We start from the raw sequence: 18,457 nt of genomic DNA on the forward strand, positions 1-18,457 counted from the left end.
AGAGGTCTCTTTGCTGTACTGCTTTTATTCGCTTCGGGTAGTGCTGCCCGCGGCGCTGCTGTCGCCGGTGGTCGGCGTCGCTCGCGTTCCTTCGGTCGGCGAGCGATCTCCTCATCGTCGCTCTTTCCACTCGCCGTAGTTCCGCTCGGAGACCTCGCCCTTGGCGCGTCGTTCCCGCGGCCAGATAGCGAGTCCGGTCGCGAGACCGACACACAGGACGACGACGCCGACCACGACCGGACCCGGTATTCCGGGCAGCGCCGCGGCCTGTCGCCACGTCTGGCCGGGGTGGTACGCCGCGATCCGGAAGAGCCAGCTGACGAGCATGATCGTCAGTAACGGGACGTACACCCGTCGGAGCCGCCGTCCGAGCGCTTCGGAGTACGGCATCTTGATCGACGGATTGCGGTAGTCCTCGCTCAACTCCGCCCGCCATCGGGGCCGCTCGACGCCGCCCGACGGATCGAGCGCGTTCGCGAAGAGATTCTCCTGCAGTAACCGCGCACGCGAGCGCCACACGTCGTAGCCCTGGTAGCGTCGCGCCTCGATCCCGAGGAAGACGACCATGACGAGCATCCCGACGAGCAGAATGGCGTGCGAGGTCCCGTCGCTCGAGAACGCGTAGACGAGGATGGCGGCCATGACGGTGACCGCCCAGTTCGTCGTCTCGTCGAGGCGCCCCCGCCACGTGGTGACGCGTTCGACCTCCCCGCGATAGAGGTGGGCGGCCACCGATCCGAGACCGGTGCTCTGATCGACCATTTCGCGGCCGATTTCGCTCTGTTCGGGTGCTTCGGGATCGAAATCGGGATCTCCCCGGCTCATCGCGACTGCTACTGCGGATGCCGACATAACGAACGCGCCTACACACGTGGTATCTTCGGCCGGGGTTCGGTCGGCTGCGAGACGAGCGGCGAGGCGCGAGCGAACGGACGACGGATCGTCTCGAACGCTCGAGTGCTTGCGATTGACCCCCCAGCTACTACGGGGGCCGGGGTGGCAGTCCCGTTCGTGACGCTCTCGCTGGCACGGCGGGCCGAACGGTTTCCGGAACGGACGGCGGTCGTCGATGTCTCCGAGGAGCGGCTGTACGCCCCCGCGGAGACGATCCACGAGAACCGCGTCTCCTACGGCGAACTCTCGGCGATGACGACGCGGACGGCCGAACACCTCTCCGCGCTGGGGATCGAGGCCGGCGACGTCGTCTGCCTCCTCACGCGCAATCGCGTCGCGTCGCTCGCATTCCTGTTCGCCTGTCGGCGACTCGGCGCTACCTTCTTCCCGGTCTCCCACTGGCTGACTCCCGCGTCCGTCGAGCGGCCGTTCGACGCGATCGAGCCTGCGCTGGTCGTCTCCGAGGCGGCCCAGCGCGACCTCGTGCGCTCGATCCCGTTCGATCGGTCGGTGACCCTCGAAGAACTCGCCGAGGCCGACCGAGACGCAGTCTCCGATCCGGACGAGCGCGACCGCGAGTCCGAGTCCGACGCCCCGCTCCTGTTCCTCCACGGCGACGACGGGCGACCGATCGCCGGCTACTCGGCGTCCGCGCTCGAGTGGAACTGTATCTCGGTGCTCGTCGCGTGGGGGCTCTCGAGCGCCGACGTCGTCCCACTGACGCCGCCGCTCTCGAGTCCCGACGGACTCGTCCGCGTCGCGCTGTCGGTGCTGTACGTCGGCGGCACCCTGCTGCTCGACCGGGCATTCGATCCCGGCGATACCCTGACCGCGATCGCCGAGGAGAACGCGACGCTGCTGGCGGGCCGCGAGACGGCGATTCGCGACCTCGCCGCCGAATCGGGGTTCGACGACGCAGTCGACTCGCTTGAGCGCGTGATCGTCGAGGGTGCCGCAGCGGACGACGCGCTGGAGGCCTACCGCGAGCAGGATATTTCGATCGCACGCGCGGAGGGCCGTCTCGAATGTCCGACGGCATTTTGCCAGTCGTTCGCGGCCGACGTGGGGGCGAACCACGTCGGCACGCCCGTCCCGGACTGCCGCGCGCGACTGGTCGACGAGTCGGGGACCGTCCTCGAGGGGGCGGCCGAGGGCCGACTCGAGCTGTCCGGGCCGGTCGTGGCCGACGGCTACGTAAGCGCTGCCGGAACCGACGACGAGAACTGGTACGCGCCGGCCGAGGAGCAAAGTAACGACTACGACGAATCCGGCGACCGCGGCCGGTTCGCCGACAACTGGTTCGAGACGGACGATCGGTACCGACGCGACGAGGACGGCACCTATCGGCCGCAGTGACTTCGGATTCTTCCCGTCGCTCGTAACCGGCTCCCGATGCGTTCGCCCGAGCTCGAGAAGTCACTAGCCGTCCGCGGTTGCGGCAACCCCGGTGTGGGACAGAAGGCATATCTTTCCTGAGTCGCCAATACGGGACGATGGAACAGCTTCGTATTGCCGTCCTGAACGCGGCTCACCGGGACGAGAACACGACACGGAACTTCCGGCGCGAACTCGACGCATCGCTCGCGGAGTTCGACGCCACCGATGGCGAGGTGCCGGACGGGTTCGACTACGACGGCGCCGTCGTCACGGGCTCGCGATCATCGGTGTACTGGGACGACGAGTGGATGCAGCCGATCAAGGAGTGGGTTGGCGACGCGATCGACCGCGGGATTCCGTTCCTCGGCGTCTGTTGGGGCCACCAGCTGCTGGCGGACGTTCTCGGCGGCACCGTCGCGGACATGGGCGCCTACGAGGTCGGCTACAGCGAGATCGAGCACTACGGGACCTCGCGGCTCTTCGACGACATCGACGAGGAGTTCACCGCCTTCACCAGCCACTCCGACGAGGTCGCGGAACTGCCCCCCGGCGCCGACCCCCTCGCCGAGAATCACTACTCCAACCACGGCTTCCGAAAGGACCGGGTCTTCGGCGTCCAGTTCCACCCCGAGTACGACACCAAGACCGCCCGCGAACTCGTCCACCGCAAGGACCTCTCCGACGACCGCCGCCAGTCGGTCCTCGAGGAGATCACCGAGGAGAACTATCAGCGGGCCTGCGAGGCGAAACTCGTCTTCGACAACTTCCTCGAGTTCGTCCGCGAGGTACGAACCGAGAACGTCGCCGTTGCAGCCGAGTGCGAGGACGCGACGGCGACGGTCGGTCGCTCCGACTGAGTTCCCGTTTCGACGGATCGGTCTCGGACGGACGCGGCGTTTCTCGACTCACTCCCAGACAGCTCGACGGTGAGCGGCGCATACGCGACTCGAGACGCTATCGGATTGACGTTCGAGCGGCGCGAAAAGCAGTCGGACGTGATTACGATGGGCGGATTATCGAATCGGAATCGGGTGGCAGCCGATCAGTCCGCCGCGACCTCGAGATTCGCTTCCTCCTCGGCGCCGATCGCTTCGACGATGAGTTCGGCGACGTCGACGATCTCGATCTCGTCCTCGTAGCCGCCGGTCTTGCGCCCGTCCTCGTACATTGTCATGCACATCGGGCAAGCGACGACGAACTTCTCGACGCCGGGGCCGTTGTCGGTGTCCTCGAGGGCTTCCCGAATCCGCTCTTCGCTGGGCTTTGGCTCTTCCTCGAAGTCCATCCAGAGGCCGCCGCCGCCGCCGCCACAGCAGAAGGAGTTGTCGCGGTTGCGGGGCATCTCGTCGAGTTCACAGCCCGTGGCGCGGATGAGTTCCCGGGGCGCTTCGTACTCGTCGTTGTACCGGCCGAGGTGGCACGGGTCGTGGTAGGTGACCGTGTAGTCGAGTTCGGTGCCCGACAGCTCGAGTTTGCCCTCTCGGACTAGCTCCTCGACGGCTTGGGTCCAGTGGTAGACCTCGATTTCGCCGTCCTCGTTCCACTGCTCGTCGTACTCGAAGGGCATCATCGGGTCGTCGGCGAACTCGTCGAAGTTGACCTCCGGATACTCGTTTTTGAACGTGTTGTAGGAGTGGGGGTCCGTACAGACGATCTTGTCGAACTCGCAGTCCTCCCAGGTCTCGACGTGGTGGCCGGCTAGTTCGACGTAGAGCAGTTCCTCGCCGACGCGGCGGATGTCGTTGCCGTCGTACTTCTCGTCGTCGAAGAGGATGCCGAAGCTGACGTCGGCCTCCTTCAGAATGGTCGCCAGCGAGCGGGCGACCTGCTTGTTGCGCTCGTCGTAGCTCGGGAAGTCGCCGACGTACCAGAGGTAGTCGACCGTCTCCTCGCGGGCGTCGGGCACGTCGAACTCGAGGCCCTCGCTCCAATCGCCGCGATTGCGCGGCGAGTCGCCGAAGGTGTTGCCGTTCTGCATGACGTTCTGGAAGACGTCCTGCATGCTGGGGGCGACGTCGCCCTGGTCGGTCATCTGCCGGTTGAGCCGGGTAAAGGACTGGAGGTGTTCGATCTCGACGGGACAGGCGTCCATACAGGCCATACAGGCCATACAGGACTCCATGGTCTCCGTGTTGATCACTGAGGTCCCCCCGTCGGCGATGATCGGCTTCTCCTCGCCGCCGGCCTCGAGTTCCTCGCGATACTTGCGGAGGTCGAGGATGACGTCTCGCGGATCGAGCGGGCGATTGGAGGCCTTTGCGGGGCAGACCGACGAACAGCGACCGCACTTGGTACAGGCGTCCTGATCGAGAATCTCTTTCCAGGTGAAGTCGTCGATGGACTCGGCGTTCGTGGCGTCCAGATCCGACGGGACGTTAGGCAGGCGCCGACCGGCCTTCTCGTCGCGCGTGACGACGTTCGCGAACGAGGAGAGCATGTGGAACGGCTTCCCGGCGTGGGGGATCCACGCGATGAAGAAGAGCGCGAGCAGCGAGTGGGACCACCACGTCAGCCAGTGGAGCGTCTCGGCGTTGAAGCCGAGTTGATCGACTGCGGCGTAGTCGGGATTGAGCGCGCCGCCCTCCAGCACCGCACCGGTCGTCGGCAGGCCGACCGCGTCGAAGGCCATCGCCAGCCCGTAACCGACGAAGCTGACGACCTCGTGGCTCGGCATGCCGCTGATGTAGATGCGAAAGCCCTCGAGCAGGAAGCCGCCGATGCCGAGGCCGAACAGCGTCCAGATGAAGATATCGTCCTCGTTAGAGGTGTGCCGGCCCCAGAGGCGGTGATTCTGGACCCAGTACCGTCGGTAGAGGGCCATTCCGATCCCGACGACGAAGAGCAGGCCCATCGCGTCGACGATGAACTGATAGGTGAGATAGAAGTCGCCCTCCCAGAACGTCAACCCGAGCAACAGTTCGGTTCCGTACTGCTCGACGGCGATGATCGACGTCGCGATGAGCAGCGTCAGGAATCCCCAGAGGATAAACGAGTGCATCAGGCCGCCGTAGAGATCCCTGTTGAACTGTTTCTCGTTCGTGATGACGATCTTCGCCGCGTTGACGGTTCGGCTCAGCAGTCCGTCGACCCGAGCGAACGGATCGTCGTCACCTTCGGTGTACCGACTGAACCGTCGGTAGACGCCGTAAGCGAAGACGGCAAGGGTCACTGCGACCAGGAAGTAGAACAGCACGTATTCCACGCCGCCGAGCCCCAGATAGGTCTCCCTGCTCACCTCCGACTGTGCTATGGCGTTCATGTACAATGACGCGGGAGGCTGTGACTTAATTCTTGTCACCCTTTGCAAACACCACCCCGATGCCGTCTTGCGGAAATTTTCCTCTTATTGCCAGTTTATAATCGTTTACAATGTCTGATCTCGGCCCAACGCTAGCTGGCAACAGGCTTAAATAGCCGCCCGTCGGGAGTGTCCACCCATGAACGATAAGACCGAGGAACTCCGCGATATCTTCACCGACGTCACCGATGGCGAGGAAACCGTCACTGAATCCCAGGAGAACTCCCGCGGCTCGCTCGAGCGCGACGACCGATCGGACGAAGAGCGCCTCGAGAGCGTCGTCCAGCAGATGCGCGAGCGCTACGCGTTCGAGACGCCGCTGACGGACGACGAACTCATCGCGGTCGCGAGAGGCTTCTACGACGACGAGGACGACACCGACATCGCCGTCGACCTCGACGTCGACGCGGAGACGGTCTTCGAGGCCCGCATGTCGCTGCACCTCGTGGGCGAGGACGACGCCGACGAGGTCGACCTCGCGGCGATCCGCGACCGCGAGGAAGACGACGCCACCCTCGCAGACGAGTACGACGTCAGCGAGCCCCAGATCCGTCGCTACCGCCGCGTCGCCGCCGCCGAGGACGAGTCCCGCGCCGCCAACGACCGCTACCGCGACGAGTTCGACAGCATCCTCGCCGACGCCGAACTCTCCGAGCGCATGACCACCGACGTCCGCGAGGACGGCCTCGAGGACGCCACCGAGGGGATGGAGACGGACGTGGAGTTCTAAGGAACGAACTTTTTTCACGGGGTCCTCGCTCACTGCGTTCGCTCGAACCCCGCCAAAAAACTTCGATGAAAAAATGCCGAGCGCGCCGTCGGCGCGCTCGGTACTACTGCTCGTGCTTCCACACAGTACGGCCGCTGTACTCGCAGCCAAGATAATCGCTCCGTCTCTATTCGGGACGACTATCCGTGCCCGACTCGAGACGGTATCGCCACCAGCGCTGCACGAGACTTTATACGAGAACGGGCGGCCAGACGGCCCGTGTCTCGAGCCCTCGTCCCCTTCAGCGATCTGCGAACGGCCGCGTACTGCGCCCGGAAGTGCTACTATCAGCGGACCGGCGACGACGTCGATCGCGAGCCGCCGCCGTCGGTCGAGCGGATTCGGGATCTCGAACGGCGGTACGAAGACCTGCTCGAGGCGCCGACGGGTGCACTCGAAGCTGAACCGATCGCCGTCGAGCCCGTACAGTATCGCGAACGTCTCGGTGCGACTCGAGATCGTCTCACCGCGGCCAGTGACTGGAAGCGATTGCGTGAACCGAGCGAACGGAACGTCTACGCCGCCGGTAAAGACTGTCACGGCGTCGTCCACAAAGTGCTCGCGAACCCGATCGAGCCGGTGCTGGTGTCGTCGGGCGAACCGCCGTCGGACGGGGTCTGGGAGTCTCAGTCGGTCCACGCCGTCGCGGCCGCGAAGGCGTTGGCCTGGGAGCACGAACGAGAAATCGATCGCGCGTGGATCGAGTATCCCGCCCGCGGTGTCGTTCGCTCCCTCGAGTTGACGACGCGTCGCAAGGCCCGCTACCGACGCGCGCTCCGGACGGTGTGGGACCTCGACGGCCCACCCGCCCGCACGACGAACCGCTCGAAGTGCGAGTCCTGCGAGTTCGCCGCCCAGTGTGGCGTCCGGACCCGAACCTTGCGCTCGCTGTTACCCGGATTCGGATCGGGATAAGTCGGGAACTCCGATATTGGGTATTACGGCTTGTAAGTCACGAAATCGGACGTATAAGCGATCCGGCGGGAGTGATACCGAGAGACTTTTACTCGTAACCGAGTAGTCGGTTACACGATGATGTGGCAAGATTTCGTCTTCCTCGCTGGCAGCGTCCTCTCGATCACCTTCCTCGCGCCGACGGTGCGGGATCCGACCGCCCAGGTCCCGCTCGGCTCGAGCGTCCCCTCGATGACGGTCGGGGCCGTCTACTCGTTCACCTACGCGACGATGGGGATGACCTTCTCGGCGGCCGGCTCGCTCGGCGTCGCGACCATGTGGTCGCTGATCGCCTGCTACCGCTCGCCCGGTCCCGTGAGCGGACCGCAAACGATCGCTCGGTTCGTCGCGTCGCTGCCCGGCCGCGCCCGTGAATCGGTCGTCGACGCGCTCGGTTCCGGACCGTCCGCGACGACCGAGGCCGAGCACGCCGCCGACTGAATCTCGTTTTCGCCGTTTCGTTCCCCACTTCGACTTCGACTCCCAATCAGTTCGCCTCGAGCCACGCCTCGATCTCGTCGGCCAGCGCCCCGCGGCGGTGGATCGTCTCGGCCTCGAGGTCGACGACGGTGCTCGGGACCGTCTCCTCGATCGATTCATACAGGTCGTCGGCCTCGAGGACCACCGCCTCGTCCAGCACCTGTTGACCGATATCCTCGACTCGCCGTGCACTCGGCTCCCCGCTGACGTTGGCGCTCGTGGCGGTGACGGGGCGCTCGGCGGCCTCGAGAAACCGGAGCGCCGGCTCGCAGTCGGGGACCCGAATACCGACCCGATCGCGACCGGCCGTGAGGACGTCCGGGAGTGCCTCGGTGCGCTCACAGAGCAGTGTCACGGGACCCGGGAGGAACTCGTCGGCGAACGCACGCTCGCGCTCGCTCGCGCGGACGTACCCCTCCTCGAGAGCCGTCTCGAACGTCGGCACGGCGACGGAGACCGGTTTCGACCGATCCCGTCCCTTGGCCTCGAAGACGCGCTCGACGGCGTCGGCGTCGAGTCCGTCGGCGCCGAGCCCGTAGACCGTCTCGGTCGGATACACAACCAGTTCGCCCGCGCGGATCGCTTCCGCGGCGCGCTCGAGGTCGTCGTCGTCCATACTCGCCTCTCGCCGCGGCGGCGTCAAAAACGTAGCGTCACGTTGTCCGCTCGGTCCACAGAGCGGGGCGGTGCCCGGCCCGCGAGCCGTGCTACTCGAGGCCCAGTTCCGACTCGAGGTCGTCGTACGGCGGGAACTCGGGCCACTCGGTCGACACCCAGGCGCTGTCGATCGTCAGGTCCGGCTCGAGGCCGAAGACGGCGGCCCGCGGTTCACTGATCCCCGTCATCCCGTCGAGATCGTGGGCGATACCCAGCGACTCTGCGACGTCGTTGGCCGGATCAGCGAAGATCGCGAACGGGTGCTCGTTCTCGTCGAGGAACGACGAGACCGCGTACGGCGTCGCGGCCGTGAGGCCGACGATTCGGTCGGCGCGGTCGAACCAACTCCGCTTGTCGAGTTCGTCGTAGATGTACTTCGCGACGAAGGAGCCGATCATCGGCGTACAGACGAGGATCGTCCGGCCCTCGTCGGCGACGACGTCGGAGAGGCTGCGGTCCTCCCAGAACTCGTCGGTGACCAGCGGGCGCGTGAAATCGGGTCCCTCCTCGCCGGCCTCGAGGTGGTCGGCGGGACCGAGGTCGGTGACCTCGAAGTCCGGCATCAGTCGTCACCTCTGCTCTCCGCCGCGGCGTCGGCTCGCTGGCCGTCTTCCCCGTAGGTCGACTCGAGGTAGTCGACGATGTTGGCGCTCTCGGCCATCGTGACGCCGGTGTTCTCGTCGACGACGACGGGAACGGAGCGGACGCCGGCGACCCGTTTGACGACGTCGCGCCGCGAGTGCATCGGTTCGACGAACCGCGACCGGTACTCCAGATCGTACTCGTTGAGCAGCCGAGCGACGCGTTCGCAGTAGGGACACGCCTGTAGCCGGTAGAACGTGATCGGTGCGTCGCTGGCCGCGGTGGCGGACGCTTCCATACTCGTTCATTGGGGAAACGAGCGGGTAAACGTGTCGTCGGCGGCGAGACGGGCCCGCTACCTGCCGAGATGGTAAACGGTTAACCGATCCGGCTACAAGCCTCCACATCAATGGCGTTATCTCTGTCGCCCGCGGTCGTAGCCGCCGCATACGAGGTCCCAGTCGTGGGTCTCGAGTTCGACGAGTCGATGGTGACGATTCTCGGCAGCGTCGCCATACTCCTGCTTATCGCGCTCTCTGCGTTCTTCTCCTCATCGGAGATCGCGATGTTCAACCTGCCGAAACACCGCCTCGAGGGGATGGTCGAGGACGGCGTCCCAGGCGCCAAACTGGTCAAGTCCCTCAAGGACGATCCCCACCGGCTTCTCGTGACGATCCTCGTCGGTAACAACATCGTCAACATCGCGATGTCCTCGATCGCGACGGCGATCCTGTCGCTGCACTTCGGCGGACTGGTCGGCGTGTTTCTGGCGACGTTCGGGATCACCGCGCTCGTCCTCCTGTTCGGCGAGAGCGTTCCCAAGTCCTACGCCGTCGAGAACGCCGCACCGTGGTCGATCCGAATCGCCAGACCGCTGAAGGCGACGGAGTACTTCCTGTTCCCGCTGATCGTCCTCTTCGACTATCTCACTCGACAGGTCAACAAGCTCATCGGCTCGACCGGTGCGATCGAGTCGCCCTACGTCACCCGCGACGAGATCCAGGAGATGATCGAATCCGGCGAGCGCGAGGGCGTCTTGGAGGAGGAAGAACACGAGATGCTCCAGCGGATATTCCGCTTTAACAACACTATCGTCAAGGAGGTCATGACCCCCCGCCTCGACATGACCGCGGTCCCCAAGGACGCCGGCATCGACGAGGCCATCGAAACCTGTATCCAGAGCGGCCACGCCCGCGTGCCGGTCTACGAGGGCAGCCTCGACAACGTCCTCGGCGTCGTCCACATTCGCGACCTCGTCCGCGATCTCAACTACGGCGAGACGGAGGCCGACGACCTCGAACTCGAGGACCTCATCCAGCCGACGTTACACGTCCCCGAGTCGAAGAACGTCGACGAACTGCTGACCGAGATGCGGGAAAACCGGATGCACATGGCAATCGTTATCGACGAGTTCGGCACCACCGAGGGGCTGGTCACCGTCGAGGACATGATCGAGGAAATCGTCGGCGAGATCTTGAAATCCGGCGAGGACGAACCGATCGAACAGCTCGACGACCGCACCGTCATCGTCCGCGGCGAGGTCAACATCGAGGACGTCAACGAGGCCTTAGAGATCGACCTCCCCGAGGGCGAGGAGTTCGAGACCATCGCCGGTTTCATCTTCAACCGCGCGGGCCGGCTCGTCGAGGAGGGCGAGGAGATCACCTACGACGGCGTCCGTATCACCGTCGAGACCGTCGAGAACACCCGCATCATGAAAGCCAGACTGCGAAAACTCGAGCAGCCGACCGAATCCCTCGAGGAGGCGCCGGAGGAAGCCGAGTCCGACGAGGAGTCGGTCCCCTCGGAGTAGTCAGTCGTCGCTGTCGGCGTCCGCGTCGGCCTCGAGCATTCGATCCCGGAGTTCTCGGCCCCGTTCAGAGTCGACCGTCAGCTCCGGTACCGGAACCGGCGACCCGCTCTCGTCGATCGCGACGAAGGTGAACGACGACTCGGTCGTCCGCTCGGTCTCACCGGTTCTGGGTTCTTCTCGCCAAGCGCGCAGTCCGACGTGGACGCTCCGACGGCCCGCGTCGTAGACGAAGGCCTCGACCATCGCGGTGTCGCCGATCCCGATCGGGCGCTCGAAGTCGAGTTCGTTCACCCGGGCGGTGACGCAGGTCTCGCCGGCGAAGCGCATCGCCGACATCGCGCCGATCTCGTCGAGCCACTTCATGAGGTTGCCGCCGTGGAGCGTCTCGTTGTTGTTCGCGTGGTTCGGCTGCACCCGGTATCGGTTCTTGATGTACGTGTCGAGTACGGTGGGCATAGCAGTACTCCAGAGGGGGACCCGAAAAAGGTTGCAGAAACGGGCAACTATGCGTCTCGTCCCAGTTCGGCGAGCAGATGCGAGACGTGAATGCGGTCGCTCGAGCCCTCCTGCATCTCGAACTCGATATCGGCGGCCAACTGGTGGATACGGGCCAGCAGCTCGCCCTGGTAGCGCTTGCGCGCGACGCCGAGGATCGAATCGAGGACCTCGCCGCCGTCTAACCCCTCGTCGACCAGCAGGTCGTCTAAGGTCTTGCGGGCGTCCGTGAACTCGCCGGCCTCGGCGTCGTCTAACATCCCCTCGATCTCGTCCTCGAGGCCGACCTCGCCGATGGTCTCGTAGGCCGCCTGCATCGTCAACTCGCCCTCGTCCTCGACGGTCGTCTGGGCCGCCAGAATGGCCTGCCGGAGGTTGCCGTTCGCGTAGCCGGCGACGAACTCGAGGCCGTCCGCGTCGTACTCGACGCCCTCCGCCTCGACGATCCGCTCTAAGACGCCGACGGTTTCCTCACTCGTGGGCGCGCGGACGGGAACGGGGAAACACCGCGAGCGGATCGGCGGAATGAGCTTCGTGGGCTGGCGGGTAGCGATGATAAACTGCGTCGTCCGGTGGTGTTGCTCCATGATCCGGCGCAGCGCCTGCTGGAAGTCCTCGCGGACGTCCTCGGCGTTGTCCAGCAGGACCGTCTTGTAGTCGCCGGAGACCGAGGCGTAGCTCGCCGACTCCTTCAGGACGTGGTTGATCATGTCCCGCTTGGACATCGAGGAGCGACCGACGAGGAACTGGGCGAACCGGGGATCGTTCTTGATCTCGGTCTTCGTCCGCCCGAAGAAGTCGGCGACGTTGATCTCGATCAGGTCGTTGTCCGGGTCCGCGTGTGCGTCTCGAGCGAGCGCGCGTGCCGCCGCCGTCTTCCCGCTGCCGGGCGGGCCCTGCAGGAGGAGGTTGATCGGCTCGTCGACGGCCCGCTGGAGGTACTCGCGGGCGTCGTCCTGGGGCAACTCGGCCAGCTCGGGCGCGTGGGTGTCGGTCCACAGCGGCGCGTCCATCGCCCGTCCGTAGGGCCGGCCGGGGTAAGAATCGGTCGGTCCGTCGTCGTCCCTCGTTACTCGCCGTCGTCGGTCTCGCTCTCGTTACTCTCGCCGTCTCCGCCGTCCTCGTCGTCTACGTCCGCGAGCGTGAACGTCGTCTCGATCGGCTCGCCCTCGTACTCGAGCGGCGTCGCGTTCTCGGGCTCGCTCGGGTCGCCCGTCGCGACGAACGCGGTCAGTTCCTCGTCGTCCTCGACGGTCGCGTTCTCGTCGAACCCGACGGTGACGTTGTCGTGTTCGCCGGGGCCGAACTGCTCGCTGGTCCCGACGACAGTGTCGTTCCCGTCCTCGACGGCGACGAAGCCCTCCTCGGGAGTCGCGACCGAAGCCGTGATCGAATCATCGCTCCCGTTGACGATTTCGATCCCGGGCGTCGTGTGGAACGTGAGTTCGATCTCGTCGAGTTTTCCGTCGCCCTCGGTGTAGACGCCGATGGTGCGGTTACCCGGCGCGAGACCGGTCGTCTCGATCTCGAAGGTGACCTCCCCGGTCTCCCCGGCCCCCAGTTCCAGCGCCTGCTGCTCGAGCACGGCGCCGTCGAGTCGCAGTGTGACGCTCTGCTGGCTGCCGAGATCGGTCGGATTGGCGACCTCGGCGGTGATCTCGATCGTCTCGTTGGTCGTCGCCGAGTCGGGCGCGCTGAGCGACTCGACGGTAAACGAGTCGTCGAGCGCGTCGTCGGTGCCGCCGGTCACCGTCGCGGTGTCCGAGACCGGATAGCCGTCCTCGAGGTACGGCCGGTCCTCCTCGCCGTCGCTGTCCTCGTACGCGAAGCTCTCGTCGTCGGTGGTGTCTCGGTGGACCGTCGCCGTGAGCTGGCCGACGAGCTCGGCCTGGGCGTCCTCGGTTCGCTCGACGGTCACGTTCTCGTGGGACCCCGCCTCGAGGTAGTCGGAGACGGCGAGCGTCTCGCCGTCGCTGCCGGTCACGACGACGAAGCCGCCTTCCGAGAGGCTGACCTCGTCGACGGTGACCGACTCCCCGTCACCGCGCTGGTCCTCGAACGTGATCGACGCCTCGGGGTTCTCCTCGACGCCGAAGATTGCGGGGGCCTGAAAGATGACGAGCCCCGCCGCGAGTACGATCGCGATCGCGAGCAGGATCGCGCCGACCCGCTTGATCGTACCGAACGTCAGTCCTGAACTCATTGGGGGTGGTATCATCCGTGCGTAGGGGCTCGACCGACGTAAAATACCGAGTTCGTTCGCACGGCGTGGAGCGATTTTGCCAGCTTTGTGCGAGTCGGGATCGTTCTGAACCGTTCACGCCGCGGTTCGGTTCCGTGAGTCGGTCAGCCTCGAGCGGGGATCGAGCCCGCGCCAACCGTTCGAGACGGGCCATCCGAAGGGGGTTTAGTGCCGGCAGCCGGATGAGCCACTGATGCCACTGCGCGTGACGTTTCTGGGGACGGCCGGTGCGATCCCGACGACCGAGCGGAATCCGAGCGCGATCTTCGTCGCTCGAGAGGGCGAGGAGCTGCTGTTCGACGCCGGCGAGGGAACTCAGCGCCAGATGATGCGCTTCGGCACGGGGTTTTCCGTCTCGCACCTGTTCGTCACGCACCTCCACGGCGATCACGTGCTCGGGATTCCCGGGCTGCTCCAGACGATGGACTTCAACGACCGCGAGGAGCCGCTGGCGATCCACACGCCCCACGGAACGCGCCGCCAACTGAAGGGGCTGGTCAACGCCCTCGGCAACCGCCCCTCGTTTCCCGTCCGGATCAACGAAGTCGGCGACGGCGACGTGGCCTACCGCGCCGACGAGTACGAGGTCCGCGCGTTCGCGACCGACCACGACGCCCGCTCGGTCGGCTACGCGCTCGTCGAGGACGACCGCAAGGGTCGATTCGATCGCGAGCGCGCCGAAGAGCTCGGCGTTCCCGTCGGCCCGAAGTTCTCGAAACTCCACGAGGGCGAGCCCGTCGAACTCGAGGACGGGACCGTCGTCGAACCCGAGCAGGTCGTCGGCGACCCCCGTCCTGGTCGAGCGATCGTCTACACTGGCGACACCCGTCCCGCGGCGGCGACGGTCGAGGCCGCCGACGACCCCGAGCTGCTGATCCACGACGCCACGTTCGCCGACGACCGGGCCGACCGCGCCCGGAAGACGGCCCACTCGACAGCGCGACAGGCCGCCGAGATCGCGAACCGGGCGGGTGCGGATCAGCTCGCGCTGATGCACCTCTCCTCGCGGTACGCCGGGCAGACGGACGCCCACCTCGAGCAGGCCCGCGAGGTCTTCGCGGGCGACGAGACGGACGTGTTCGTTCCCGACGACGGGCAGGCGCTCGAGATTCCGTATCCCGACGGCGAATCGGAATAGGTCGGCTCGAATCGCGGTCCCCGTTTCCGAGCAGCTGATTCGACTGTTTGGCGTTCGATCGATACTGTAACACGCGTATGCTCGTGATTCTGCAACCGACCTACGGTGACGCGCGCTGGCGGCACGCCTGAGCGTTACGAAGGCGTGCCGGCGATTACGTGCGAGCGAATCGGCTGGGGAGGGCGTGGCAGTTCCCTGTTGCCACGATAGCAGGACGCTCGTTTCCGTCCCAATCCGTCTCGAGGACGCTGCTCGGAAACCACCTCGTCGACATCGTGCGAACCCGCGCCGGATTTATACTCGGCTCGCCCCTATGGCCCGCTGTGAGTACGCGAACGAGTGCGCTCGATGCGGTCGTCTTCGGGGTCGACATCCAGAGCGGCGACGTGCGCGGGGACGCCCCCTCGTACGCGCTGGCGGTCTACGACGGCGAGGACGTCACTCGAGACGTCGTCACCCACCGCAAGCTCCGGCGACTGATCGACGACGAGGAGCCGGCGATCGTCGCGACGGACAACATGTATGAGCTGGCCGCGGACAAGGACCAGCTCATCCATTTTCTGGGCTCGCTGCCCGCCGGGACGAAGCTCGTCCAGGTGACCGGCGCCGAACAGCCCGAACCGCTCTCCCGAGTCGCGAAGCGCCACGGCATCCCCTACGGGAAGGATCCCATGCAGGAGGCCGAGGCCGCGGCGCGGCTGGCCGCCCACAACGTCGGCCACGAAGTCTCGGCCTTCACCGACACGACCGAGGTCAAGGTCTCGAGGGGCCGCTCGACCGGCAGCGGCGGCTGGAGCGAGGACCGCTACACCCGTCGCATCCACGGCTCGGTCAGAAAACGGGCCCGCGAGGTCGAGTCCGAACTCGAGGACGCTAACCTCGAGTACGAGCGGGACGTCCGGGAGGCCTACGGCGGCTTTGCGAACGCGGTCTTCACCGTCCAGGCCCGGCCCAGCGACATCCCCGTCTCCCGAAATCGGTCGGGCGACGTCCGCGTCGAGATCGAGCGCGAGCGCCGCGACGGCATCGAGTTCAAGCCCCTCGTCAAGCGGCGTGACCACGTCATCGTCGGCATCGATCCCGGGACGACGACCGCCGTCGCCATCGTCTCGCTCGAGGGCGACGTACTCGACGTCTGGAGTTCACGCACTAGCGACACCGCCGACGTGATCGAGTGGATCGTCGAGCGCGGCCGGCCGATCATCGTCGCGGCGGACGTGACGCCGATGCCCGAGACGGTCGAGAAGTTCCGCCGGAGCTTCGACGCCGCGGGCTGGGTCCCCGACAGCGACCTGCCGGTCGACGAGAAACAACACCGCACGCGCGATGAACCGTACGATAACGACCACCAGCGCGACGCGATGGCCGCTGCACTGTACGCCGTCGACGCCCACGAGGACCAGTTCGACCGCATCGCCGGCAAACTTCCGCCGGGGATCGATCGCGGCGAGGTCACTGCCCGCGTCGTCGCCGGCGAGGAGAGCGTCGAGGCTGTCCTGCGGGACCTGACCGACGACGAGTCCGGCGAGGAAGAGGACTCTACGACCCACGAACCCCGAGAGCTCACCGAGGAGGAAAAGCGGATCAAGTCCTTAGAGCGGCAGGTCGAGCGCCTCCAGTCACACGTCGAGACCCTCGAGGGCCGCGTCGAGGAGCGCGACGAGCGCATCGAGGAACTCGAGTCCGAGCTCACCCTCAAGCGCCGCGAGGAGCGCACGCAGGTCCGCAAGGACCGCGAGGTGAGCCGTCTGGAGCGCAAGGCCAACCGCTTAGAACGGGAGCGCGACGAGGCCCGTGAGGCGGTCGACGAACTCGAGCGGAAGGTCGAGCGGATGAAGGCCCTCTGGAAGCTCGACCACTCGAACTTCAGCGACGTCTCGGCGAAGAAGGAGGGGCTGGTCCCGGTCAAGGTCGTCGAGAAGTTCACCAAAGGGGCGATCCGCGAGGCCGACGAGCAGTACGGGCTCGCCTCCGACGACGTCGTCTACCTGCGGGACGCCAGCGGCGCGGGCCGCTCGACGGCCGAACTCCTCGCGGGGTTCGAACCGCGGGTGATCCTGAAAGACGGCGGGCTCTCGGAGGTCGCCGACGAGATCCTCTTCGACGAGGAGATCCCGGTCGGCCCCGCCGACGACGTCGCCATGCAGGAGGTCGACGAACTCGCCGTCGCCCGCGAGGACGACGTCGAGGCGGTCATCGACGACTGGCACGACCGCGCCGAGGAACGCCGGCGCGACCGAAAGGCGTCGATGGTCGACCAACTCATCAGCGAACACCGCGCCGGCGACAACGAGGTCTGAGGGTCGTTCCAACCGATTCTTCCCGAATCGCGATCACCTGCGTCGAGACGGCCGACTCGTCAGTCCGCCGACTCCACGGGTGACAGCACCTGCGGCACCTCCTCGATATCGACCTCGTCGGTCAGTTCCTCGGGCTGGTCGACCGGGCCGTTGACGAACAGCGCGTGTACGATAAACCCGAGCGCGACGAGCCCGAGGACGGCGATCGAGATCTCGAGCGCGATCGCCGTCGCGTAACCGATACCGGCGCCGAGACCGAGACTCGCGGCGATACACAGTAAGACGAGGTCGTAGTAGTGCAGCGAGTATCCCATATCGGAATACTGGCGGCGAAGCGACAAAACGCTTCGGAGCGCAGTCGCAGCGTCCGGTACCGATTCGCTCGCTCGCCGATCAGAACATCCCGAAGTTCTGGAGCATTCCCGATATCAGGGACTTGATGACCAGCCCGAGACCCCCGACGATGAGCGCCATTCCGAGCGCGATCAACAGGTTTTGAGAGGCGATGAGGCCGATCCCGCCGAGCAAGATCAGGAGACCGACGATACCGAGCGCGTCGAGATTCTTCAGCATACTCAGCACTGCCCAGCCGAGAGAAATAAACGGCGTGGTTTTCCGGTTTCGGCTGGCGCTCCCGTCGATACACGGATCCCGACCGTCCTCCCACGGCCTCGGTGACTCGAACACCGACAGCGATCGTTCCGACTGGCTCGAGTGCGACCCTGACGATGGCCGACTTCGCCTCCCGCGACCGTCGCGGGTTTTCGCTTCGTACTTTCTATAAACGGTTAAACCGCTAGGCTCCGAACGCTCGCCCATGAGCGACGACGGTAACGGCGGTCGGAAGAACCTCCGGATGCCCGAGGACGACGAGGTCTTCGCGACCGTCACGGACATGCTCGGGGCGAATCGGGTGCAAGTACGCTGTGCCGACGGTCAGGAGCGCACCGCGCGCATTCCCGGCAAGATGCAAAAGCGCATTTGGATCCGCGAGGACGACGTCGTCCTCGTCGAACCCTGGGACTGGCAGGACGAGAAGGCCGACATCACCTGGCGCTACGAGAAGAGCGAGGCCGACCAGCTGCGCGACGAAGGCCATATTCAATAACCAATCTTTTGCTCTCTCGTGACTGAGCGGATCTTCGATTCGCGAGGTCCGCGAGACCGGAGGTCTCGCTTGATGACGAAAGACGCTTCGCGCTCTTTTGGACTGGGCGATTCCTTCGGAATCGCTTGCAGTCGGCGCTTCGCGCCGACGACCTCGCGGAGCTTCGCTCCGCTCAGCTTTGATGAAACGCACTCTTCCTTCCCCTTCATTCACTGCGTTCATTCCGGGTCAGTCGTCGGCCCGCGAGCGCCGGTGGCGCTCGCGGTGAACGGCGTCACTCGGGTTTTCAAACCGCTCGCTCGCCGACAGTACGGGTGAGCTAGGTTCAGCCACAGAAAACACGTCCTCGA

The 18,457-nt window shown here is 65.7% G+C and carries 19 protein-coding genes; 9 read left to right on the forward strand and 10 right to left on the reverse strand.

The genetic code is table 11. The features are described from left to right. Window positions 1–111 precede the first annotated feature (111 nt). Window positions 112–825 carry a DUF2270 domain-containing protein gene (locus tag HTUR_RS00190; protein WP_012941273.1) on the reverse strand — a complete coding sequence of 238 codons (714 nt, stop codon included), beginning with the start codon at window positions 823–825 and terminating at the stop codon, window positions 112–114. Between the two features lie 171 nt (window positions 826–996). Between HTUR_RS00190 and HTUR_RS00195 the strand changes: the two genes are divergently transcribed. Continuing rightward, window positions 997–2,250, forward strand: a complete 1,254-nt coding sequence (locus tag HTUR_RS00195) for an AMP-binding protein (RefSeq protein ID WP_012941274.1) — start codon at window positions 997–999, stop codon at window positions 2,248–2,250. A gap of 137 nt (window positions 2,251–2,387) precedes the next feature. Further along, window positions 2,388–3,128, forward strand: coding sequence for a type 1 glutamine amidotransferase (locus HTUR_RS00200; protein ID WP_012941275.1), 741 nt, complete (start codon window positions 2,388–2,390; stop codon window positions 3,126–3,128). Window positions 3,129–3,313: 185 nt separating this feature from the next. Here HTUR_RS00200 and HTUR_RS00205 read toward each other — a convergent pair whose 3' ends face one another. Continuing rightward, window positions 3,314–5,530, reverse strand: coding sequence for a (Fe-S)-binding protein (locus HTUR_RS00205; protein WP_012941276.1), 2,217 nt, complete (start codon window positions 5,528–5,530; stop codon window positions 3,314–3,316). Window positions 5,531–5,708: 178 nt separating this feature from the next. Here HTUR_RS00205 and HTUR_RS00210 point away from each other — a divergent pair, with 178 nt between their 5' ends. The 3 genes from HTUR_RS00210 to HTUR_RS00220 all read left to right on the forward strand — a co-directional run bounded on the left by HTUR_RS00210 (window position 5,709) and on the right by HTUR_RS00220 (window position 7,733). Continuing rightward, window positions 5,709–6,299: a hypothetical protein gene (locus tag HTUR_RS00210; protein ID WP_012941277.1), complete on the forward strand. Its 591-nt coding sequence runs from the start codon at window positions 5,709–5,711 to the stop codon at window positions 6,297–6,299. Between the two features lie 258 nt (window positions 6,300–6,557). Continuing rightward, on the forward strand, window positions 6,558–7,253 hold the full coding sequence (locus HTUR_RS00215; protein WP_012941278.1) for a CRISPR-associated protein Cas4: 696 nt from the start codon (window positions 6,558–6,560) through the stop codon (window positions 7,251–7,253). Between the two features lie 117 nt (window positions 7,254–7,370). Further along, the gene (locus tag HTUR_RS00220; RefSeq protein ID WP_012941279.1) at window positions 7,371–7,733 is read left to right on the forward strand and encodes a hypothetical protein; all 363 of its coding nucleotides are present in this window, start codon (window positions 7,371–7,373) and stop codon (window positions 7,731–7,733) included. Between the two features lie 46 nt (window positions 7,734–7,779). Here the strand turns inward: HTUR_RS00220 and HTUR_RS00225 are convergent, their stop codons facing one another. From HTUR_RS00225 to HTUR_RS00235, 3 genes are all read right to left on the reverse strand, one after another. Beyond that, on the reverse strand, window positions 7,780–8,388 hold the full coding sequence (locus HTUR_RS00225; RefSeq protein WP_012941280.1) for an L-threonylcarbamoyladenylate synthase: 609 nt from the start codon (window positions 8,386–8,388) through the stop codon (window positions 7,780–7,782). 91 nt (window positions 8,389–8,479) lie between these two features. Continuing rightward, window positions 8,480–8,992, reverse strand: a complete 513-nt coding sequence (locus tag HTUR_RS00230; RefSeq protein ID WP_012941281.1) for a redoxin domain-containing protein — start codon at window positions 8,990–8,992, stop codon at window positions 8,480–8,482. Continuing rightward, a complete protein-coding gene (locus HTUR_RS00235; RefSeq protein WP_012941282.1) occupies window positions 8,992–9,309 on the reverse strand; it encodes a glutathione S-transferase N-terminal domain-containing protein in 318 nt (105 codons plus the stop codon). Before HTUR_RS00235 ends, HTUR_RS00230 begins: the two co-directional genes overlap by 1 nt. A gap of 111 nt (window positions 9,310–9,420) precedes the next feature. Here HTUR_RS00235 and HTUR_RS00240 point away from each other — a divergent pair, with 111 nt between their 5' ends. Then, on the forward strand, window positions 9,421–10,824 hold the full coding sequence (locus tag HTUR_RS00240; protein ID WP_012941283.1) for a hemolysin family protein: 1,404 nt from the start codon (window positions 9,421–9,423) through the stop codon (window positions 10,822–10,824). On the opposite strand, the gene HTUR_RS00245 is transcribed toward HTUR_RS00240, so the two are convergent. Genes HTUR_RS00245 through HTUR_RS00255 form a run of 3 tightly spaced genes read right to left on the reverse strand, consistent with a single transcriptional unit; the run spans window position 10,825 to window position 13,522 of the window. After that, window positions 10,825–11,280 (reverse strand): acyl-CoA thioesterase, encoded by a 456-nt coding sequence (locus HTUR_RS00245; protein ID WP_012941284.1) that lies wholly within the window; start codon window positions 11,278–11,280, stop codon window positions 10,825–10,827. 47 nt (window positions 11,281–11,327) lie between these two features. Continuing rightward, a complete protein-coding gene (locus tag HTUR_RS00250; protein WP_012941285.1) occupies window positions 11,328–12,332 on the reverse strand; it encodes an AAA family ATPase in 1,005 nt (334 codons plus the stop codon). Window positions 12,333–12,388: 56 nt separating this feature from the next. After that, complete coding sequence (locus tag HTUR_RS00255; protein ID WP_012941286.1) at window positions 12,389–13,522, reverse strand: DUF7282 domain-containing protein; 1,134 nt, start codon at window positions 13,520–13,522, stop codon at window positions 12,389–12,391. Window positions 13,523–13,754: 232 nt separating this feature from the next. Here HTUR_RS00255 and rnz point away from each other — a divergent pair, with 232 nt between their 5' ends. Both rnz and HTUR_RS00265 read left to right on the forward strand, forming a co-directional pair. Beyond that, entirely contained in the window at window positions 13,755–14,699 is a 945-nt protein-coding gene (rnz, locus tag HTUR_RS00260; protein ID WP_012941287.1) for a ribonuclease Z, read from the forward strand. A gap of 323 nt (window positions 14,700–15,022) precedes the next feature. After that, window positions 15,023–16,999, forward strand: a complete 1,977-nt coding sequence (locus HTUR_RS00265) for a DUF460 domain-containing protein (protein WP_012941288.1) — start codon at window positions 15,023–15,025, stop codon at window positions 16,997–16,999. A gap of 59 nt (window positions 17,000–17,058) precedes the next feature. On the opposite strand, the gene HTUR_RS00270 is transcribed toward HTUR_RS00265, so the two are convergent. Next, window positions 17,059–17,313 carry a hypothetical protein gene (locus HTUR_RS00270; protein ID WP_012941289.1) on the reverse strand — a complete coding sequence of 85 codons (255 nt, stop codon included), beginning with the start codon at window positions 17,311–17,313 and terminating at the stop codon, window positions 17,059–17,061. Window positions 17,314–17,392: 79 nt separating this feature from the next. After that, window positions 17,393–17,572: a DUF7470 family protein gene (locus HTUR_RS00275; RefSeq protein WP_012941290.1), complete on the reverse strand. Its 180-nt coding sequence runs from the start codon at window positions 17,570–17,572 to the stop codon at window positions 17,393–17,395. Between the two features lie 244 nt (window positions 17,573–17,816). On the opposite strand from HTUR_RS00275, the gene eif1A reads away from it, so the two are divergent. Then, window positions 17,817–18,107, forward strand: coding sequence for a translation initiation factor eIF-1A (gene eif1A / locus HTUR_RS00280; RefSeq protein ID WP_012941291.1), 291 nt, complete (start codon window positions 17,817–17,819; stop codon window positions 18,105–18,107). The last annotated feature ends 350 nt before the right edge of the window (window positions 18,108–18,457 follow it).

The organism is Haloterrigena turkmenica DSM 5511, assembly GCF_000025325.1.
In the GTDB taxonomy this organism is placed as follows: Archaea; Halobacteriota; Halobacteria; order Halobacteriales; family Natrialbaceae; genus Haloterrigena; species Haloterrigena turkmenica.

Coding starts and splice junctions, on each gene's coding strand:
- HTUR_RS00190 (WP_012941273.1), bottom strand. CDS start 825: ATGAGCCGGGGAGATCCCGATTTCGATCCCGAAGCACCCGAACAGAGC.
- HTUR_RS00200 (WP_012941275.1), top strand. CDS start 2,388: ATGGAACAGCTTCGTATTGCCGTCCTGAACGCGGCTCACCGGGACGAG.
- HTUR_RS00205 (WP_012941276.1), bottom strand. CDS start 5,530: ATGAACGCCATAGCACAGTCGGAGGTGAGCAGGGAGACCTATCTGGGG.
- HTUR_RS00210 (WP_012941277.1), top strand. CDS start 5,709: ATGAACGATAAGACCGAGGAACTCCGCGATATCTTCACCGACGTCACC.
- HTUR_RS00220 (WP_012941279.1), top strand. CDS start 7,371: ATGATGTGGCAAGATTTCGTCTTCCTCGCTGGCAGCGTCCTCTCGATC.
- HTUR_RS00225 (WP_012941280.1), bottom strand. CDS start 8,388: ATGGACGACGACGACCTCGAGCGCGCCGCGGAAGCGATCCGCGCGGGC.
- HTUR_RS00230 (WP_012941281.1), bottom strand. CDS start 8,992: ATGCCGGACTTCGAGGTCACCGACCTCGGTCCCGCCGACCACCTCGAG.
- HTUR_RS00235 (WP_012941282.1), bottom strand. CDS start 9,309: ATGGAAGCGTCCGCCACCGCGGCCAGCGACGCACCGATCACGTTCTAC.
- HTUR_RS00240 (WP_012941283.1), top strand. CDS start 9,421: ATGGCGTTATCTCTGTCGCCCGCGGTCGTAGCCGCCGCATACGAGGTC.
- HTUR_RS00245 (WP_012941284.1), bottom strand. CDS start 11,280: ATGCCCACCGTACTCGACACGTACATCAAGAACCGATACCGGGTGCAG.
- HTUR_RS00250 (WP_012941285.1), bottom strand. CDS start 12,332: ATGGACGCGCCGCTGTGGACCGACACCCACGCGCCCGAGCTGGCCGAG.
- HTUR_RS00255 (WP_012941286.1), bottom strand. CDS start 13,522: ATGAGTTCAGGACTGACGTTCGGTACGATCAAGCGGGTCGGCGCGATC.
- rnz (WP_012941287.1), top strand. CDS start 13,755: ATGCCACTGCGCGTGACGTTTCTGGGGACGGCCGGTGCGATCCCGACG.
- HTUR_RS00270 (WP_012941289.1), bottom strand. CDS start 17,313: ATGGGATACTCGCTGCACTACTACGACCTCGTCTTACTGTGTATCGCC.
- HTUR_RS00275 (WP_012941290.1), bottom strand. CDS start 17,572: ATGCTGAAGAATCTCGACGCGCTCGGTATCGTCGGTCTCCTGATCTTG.
- eif1A (WP_012941291.1), top strand. CDS start 17,817: ATGAGCGACGACGGTAACGGCGGTCGGAAGAACCTCCGGATGCCCGAG.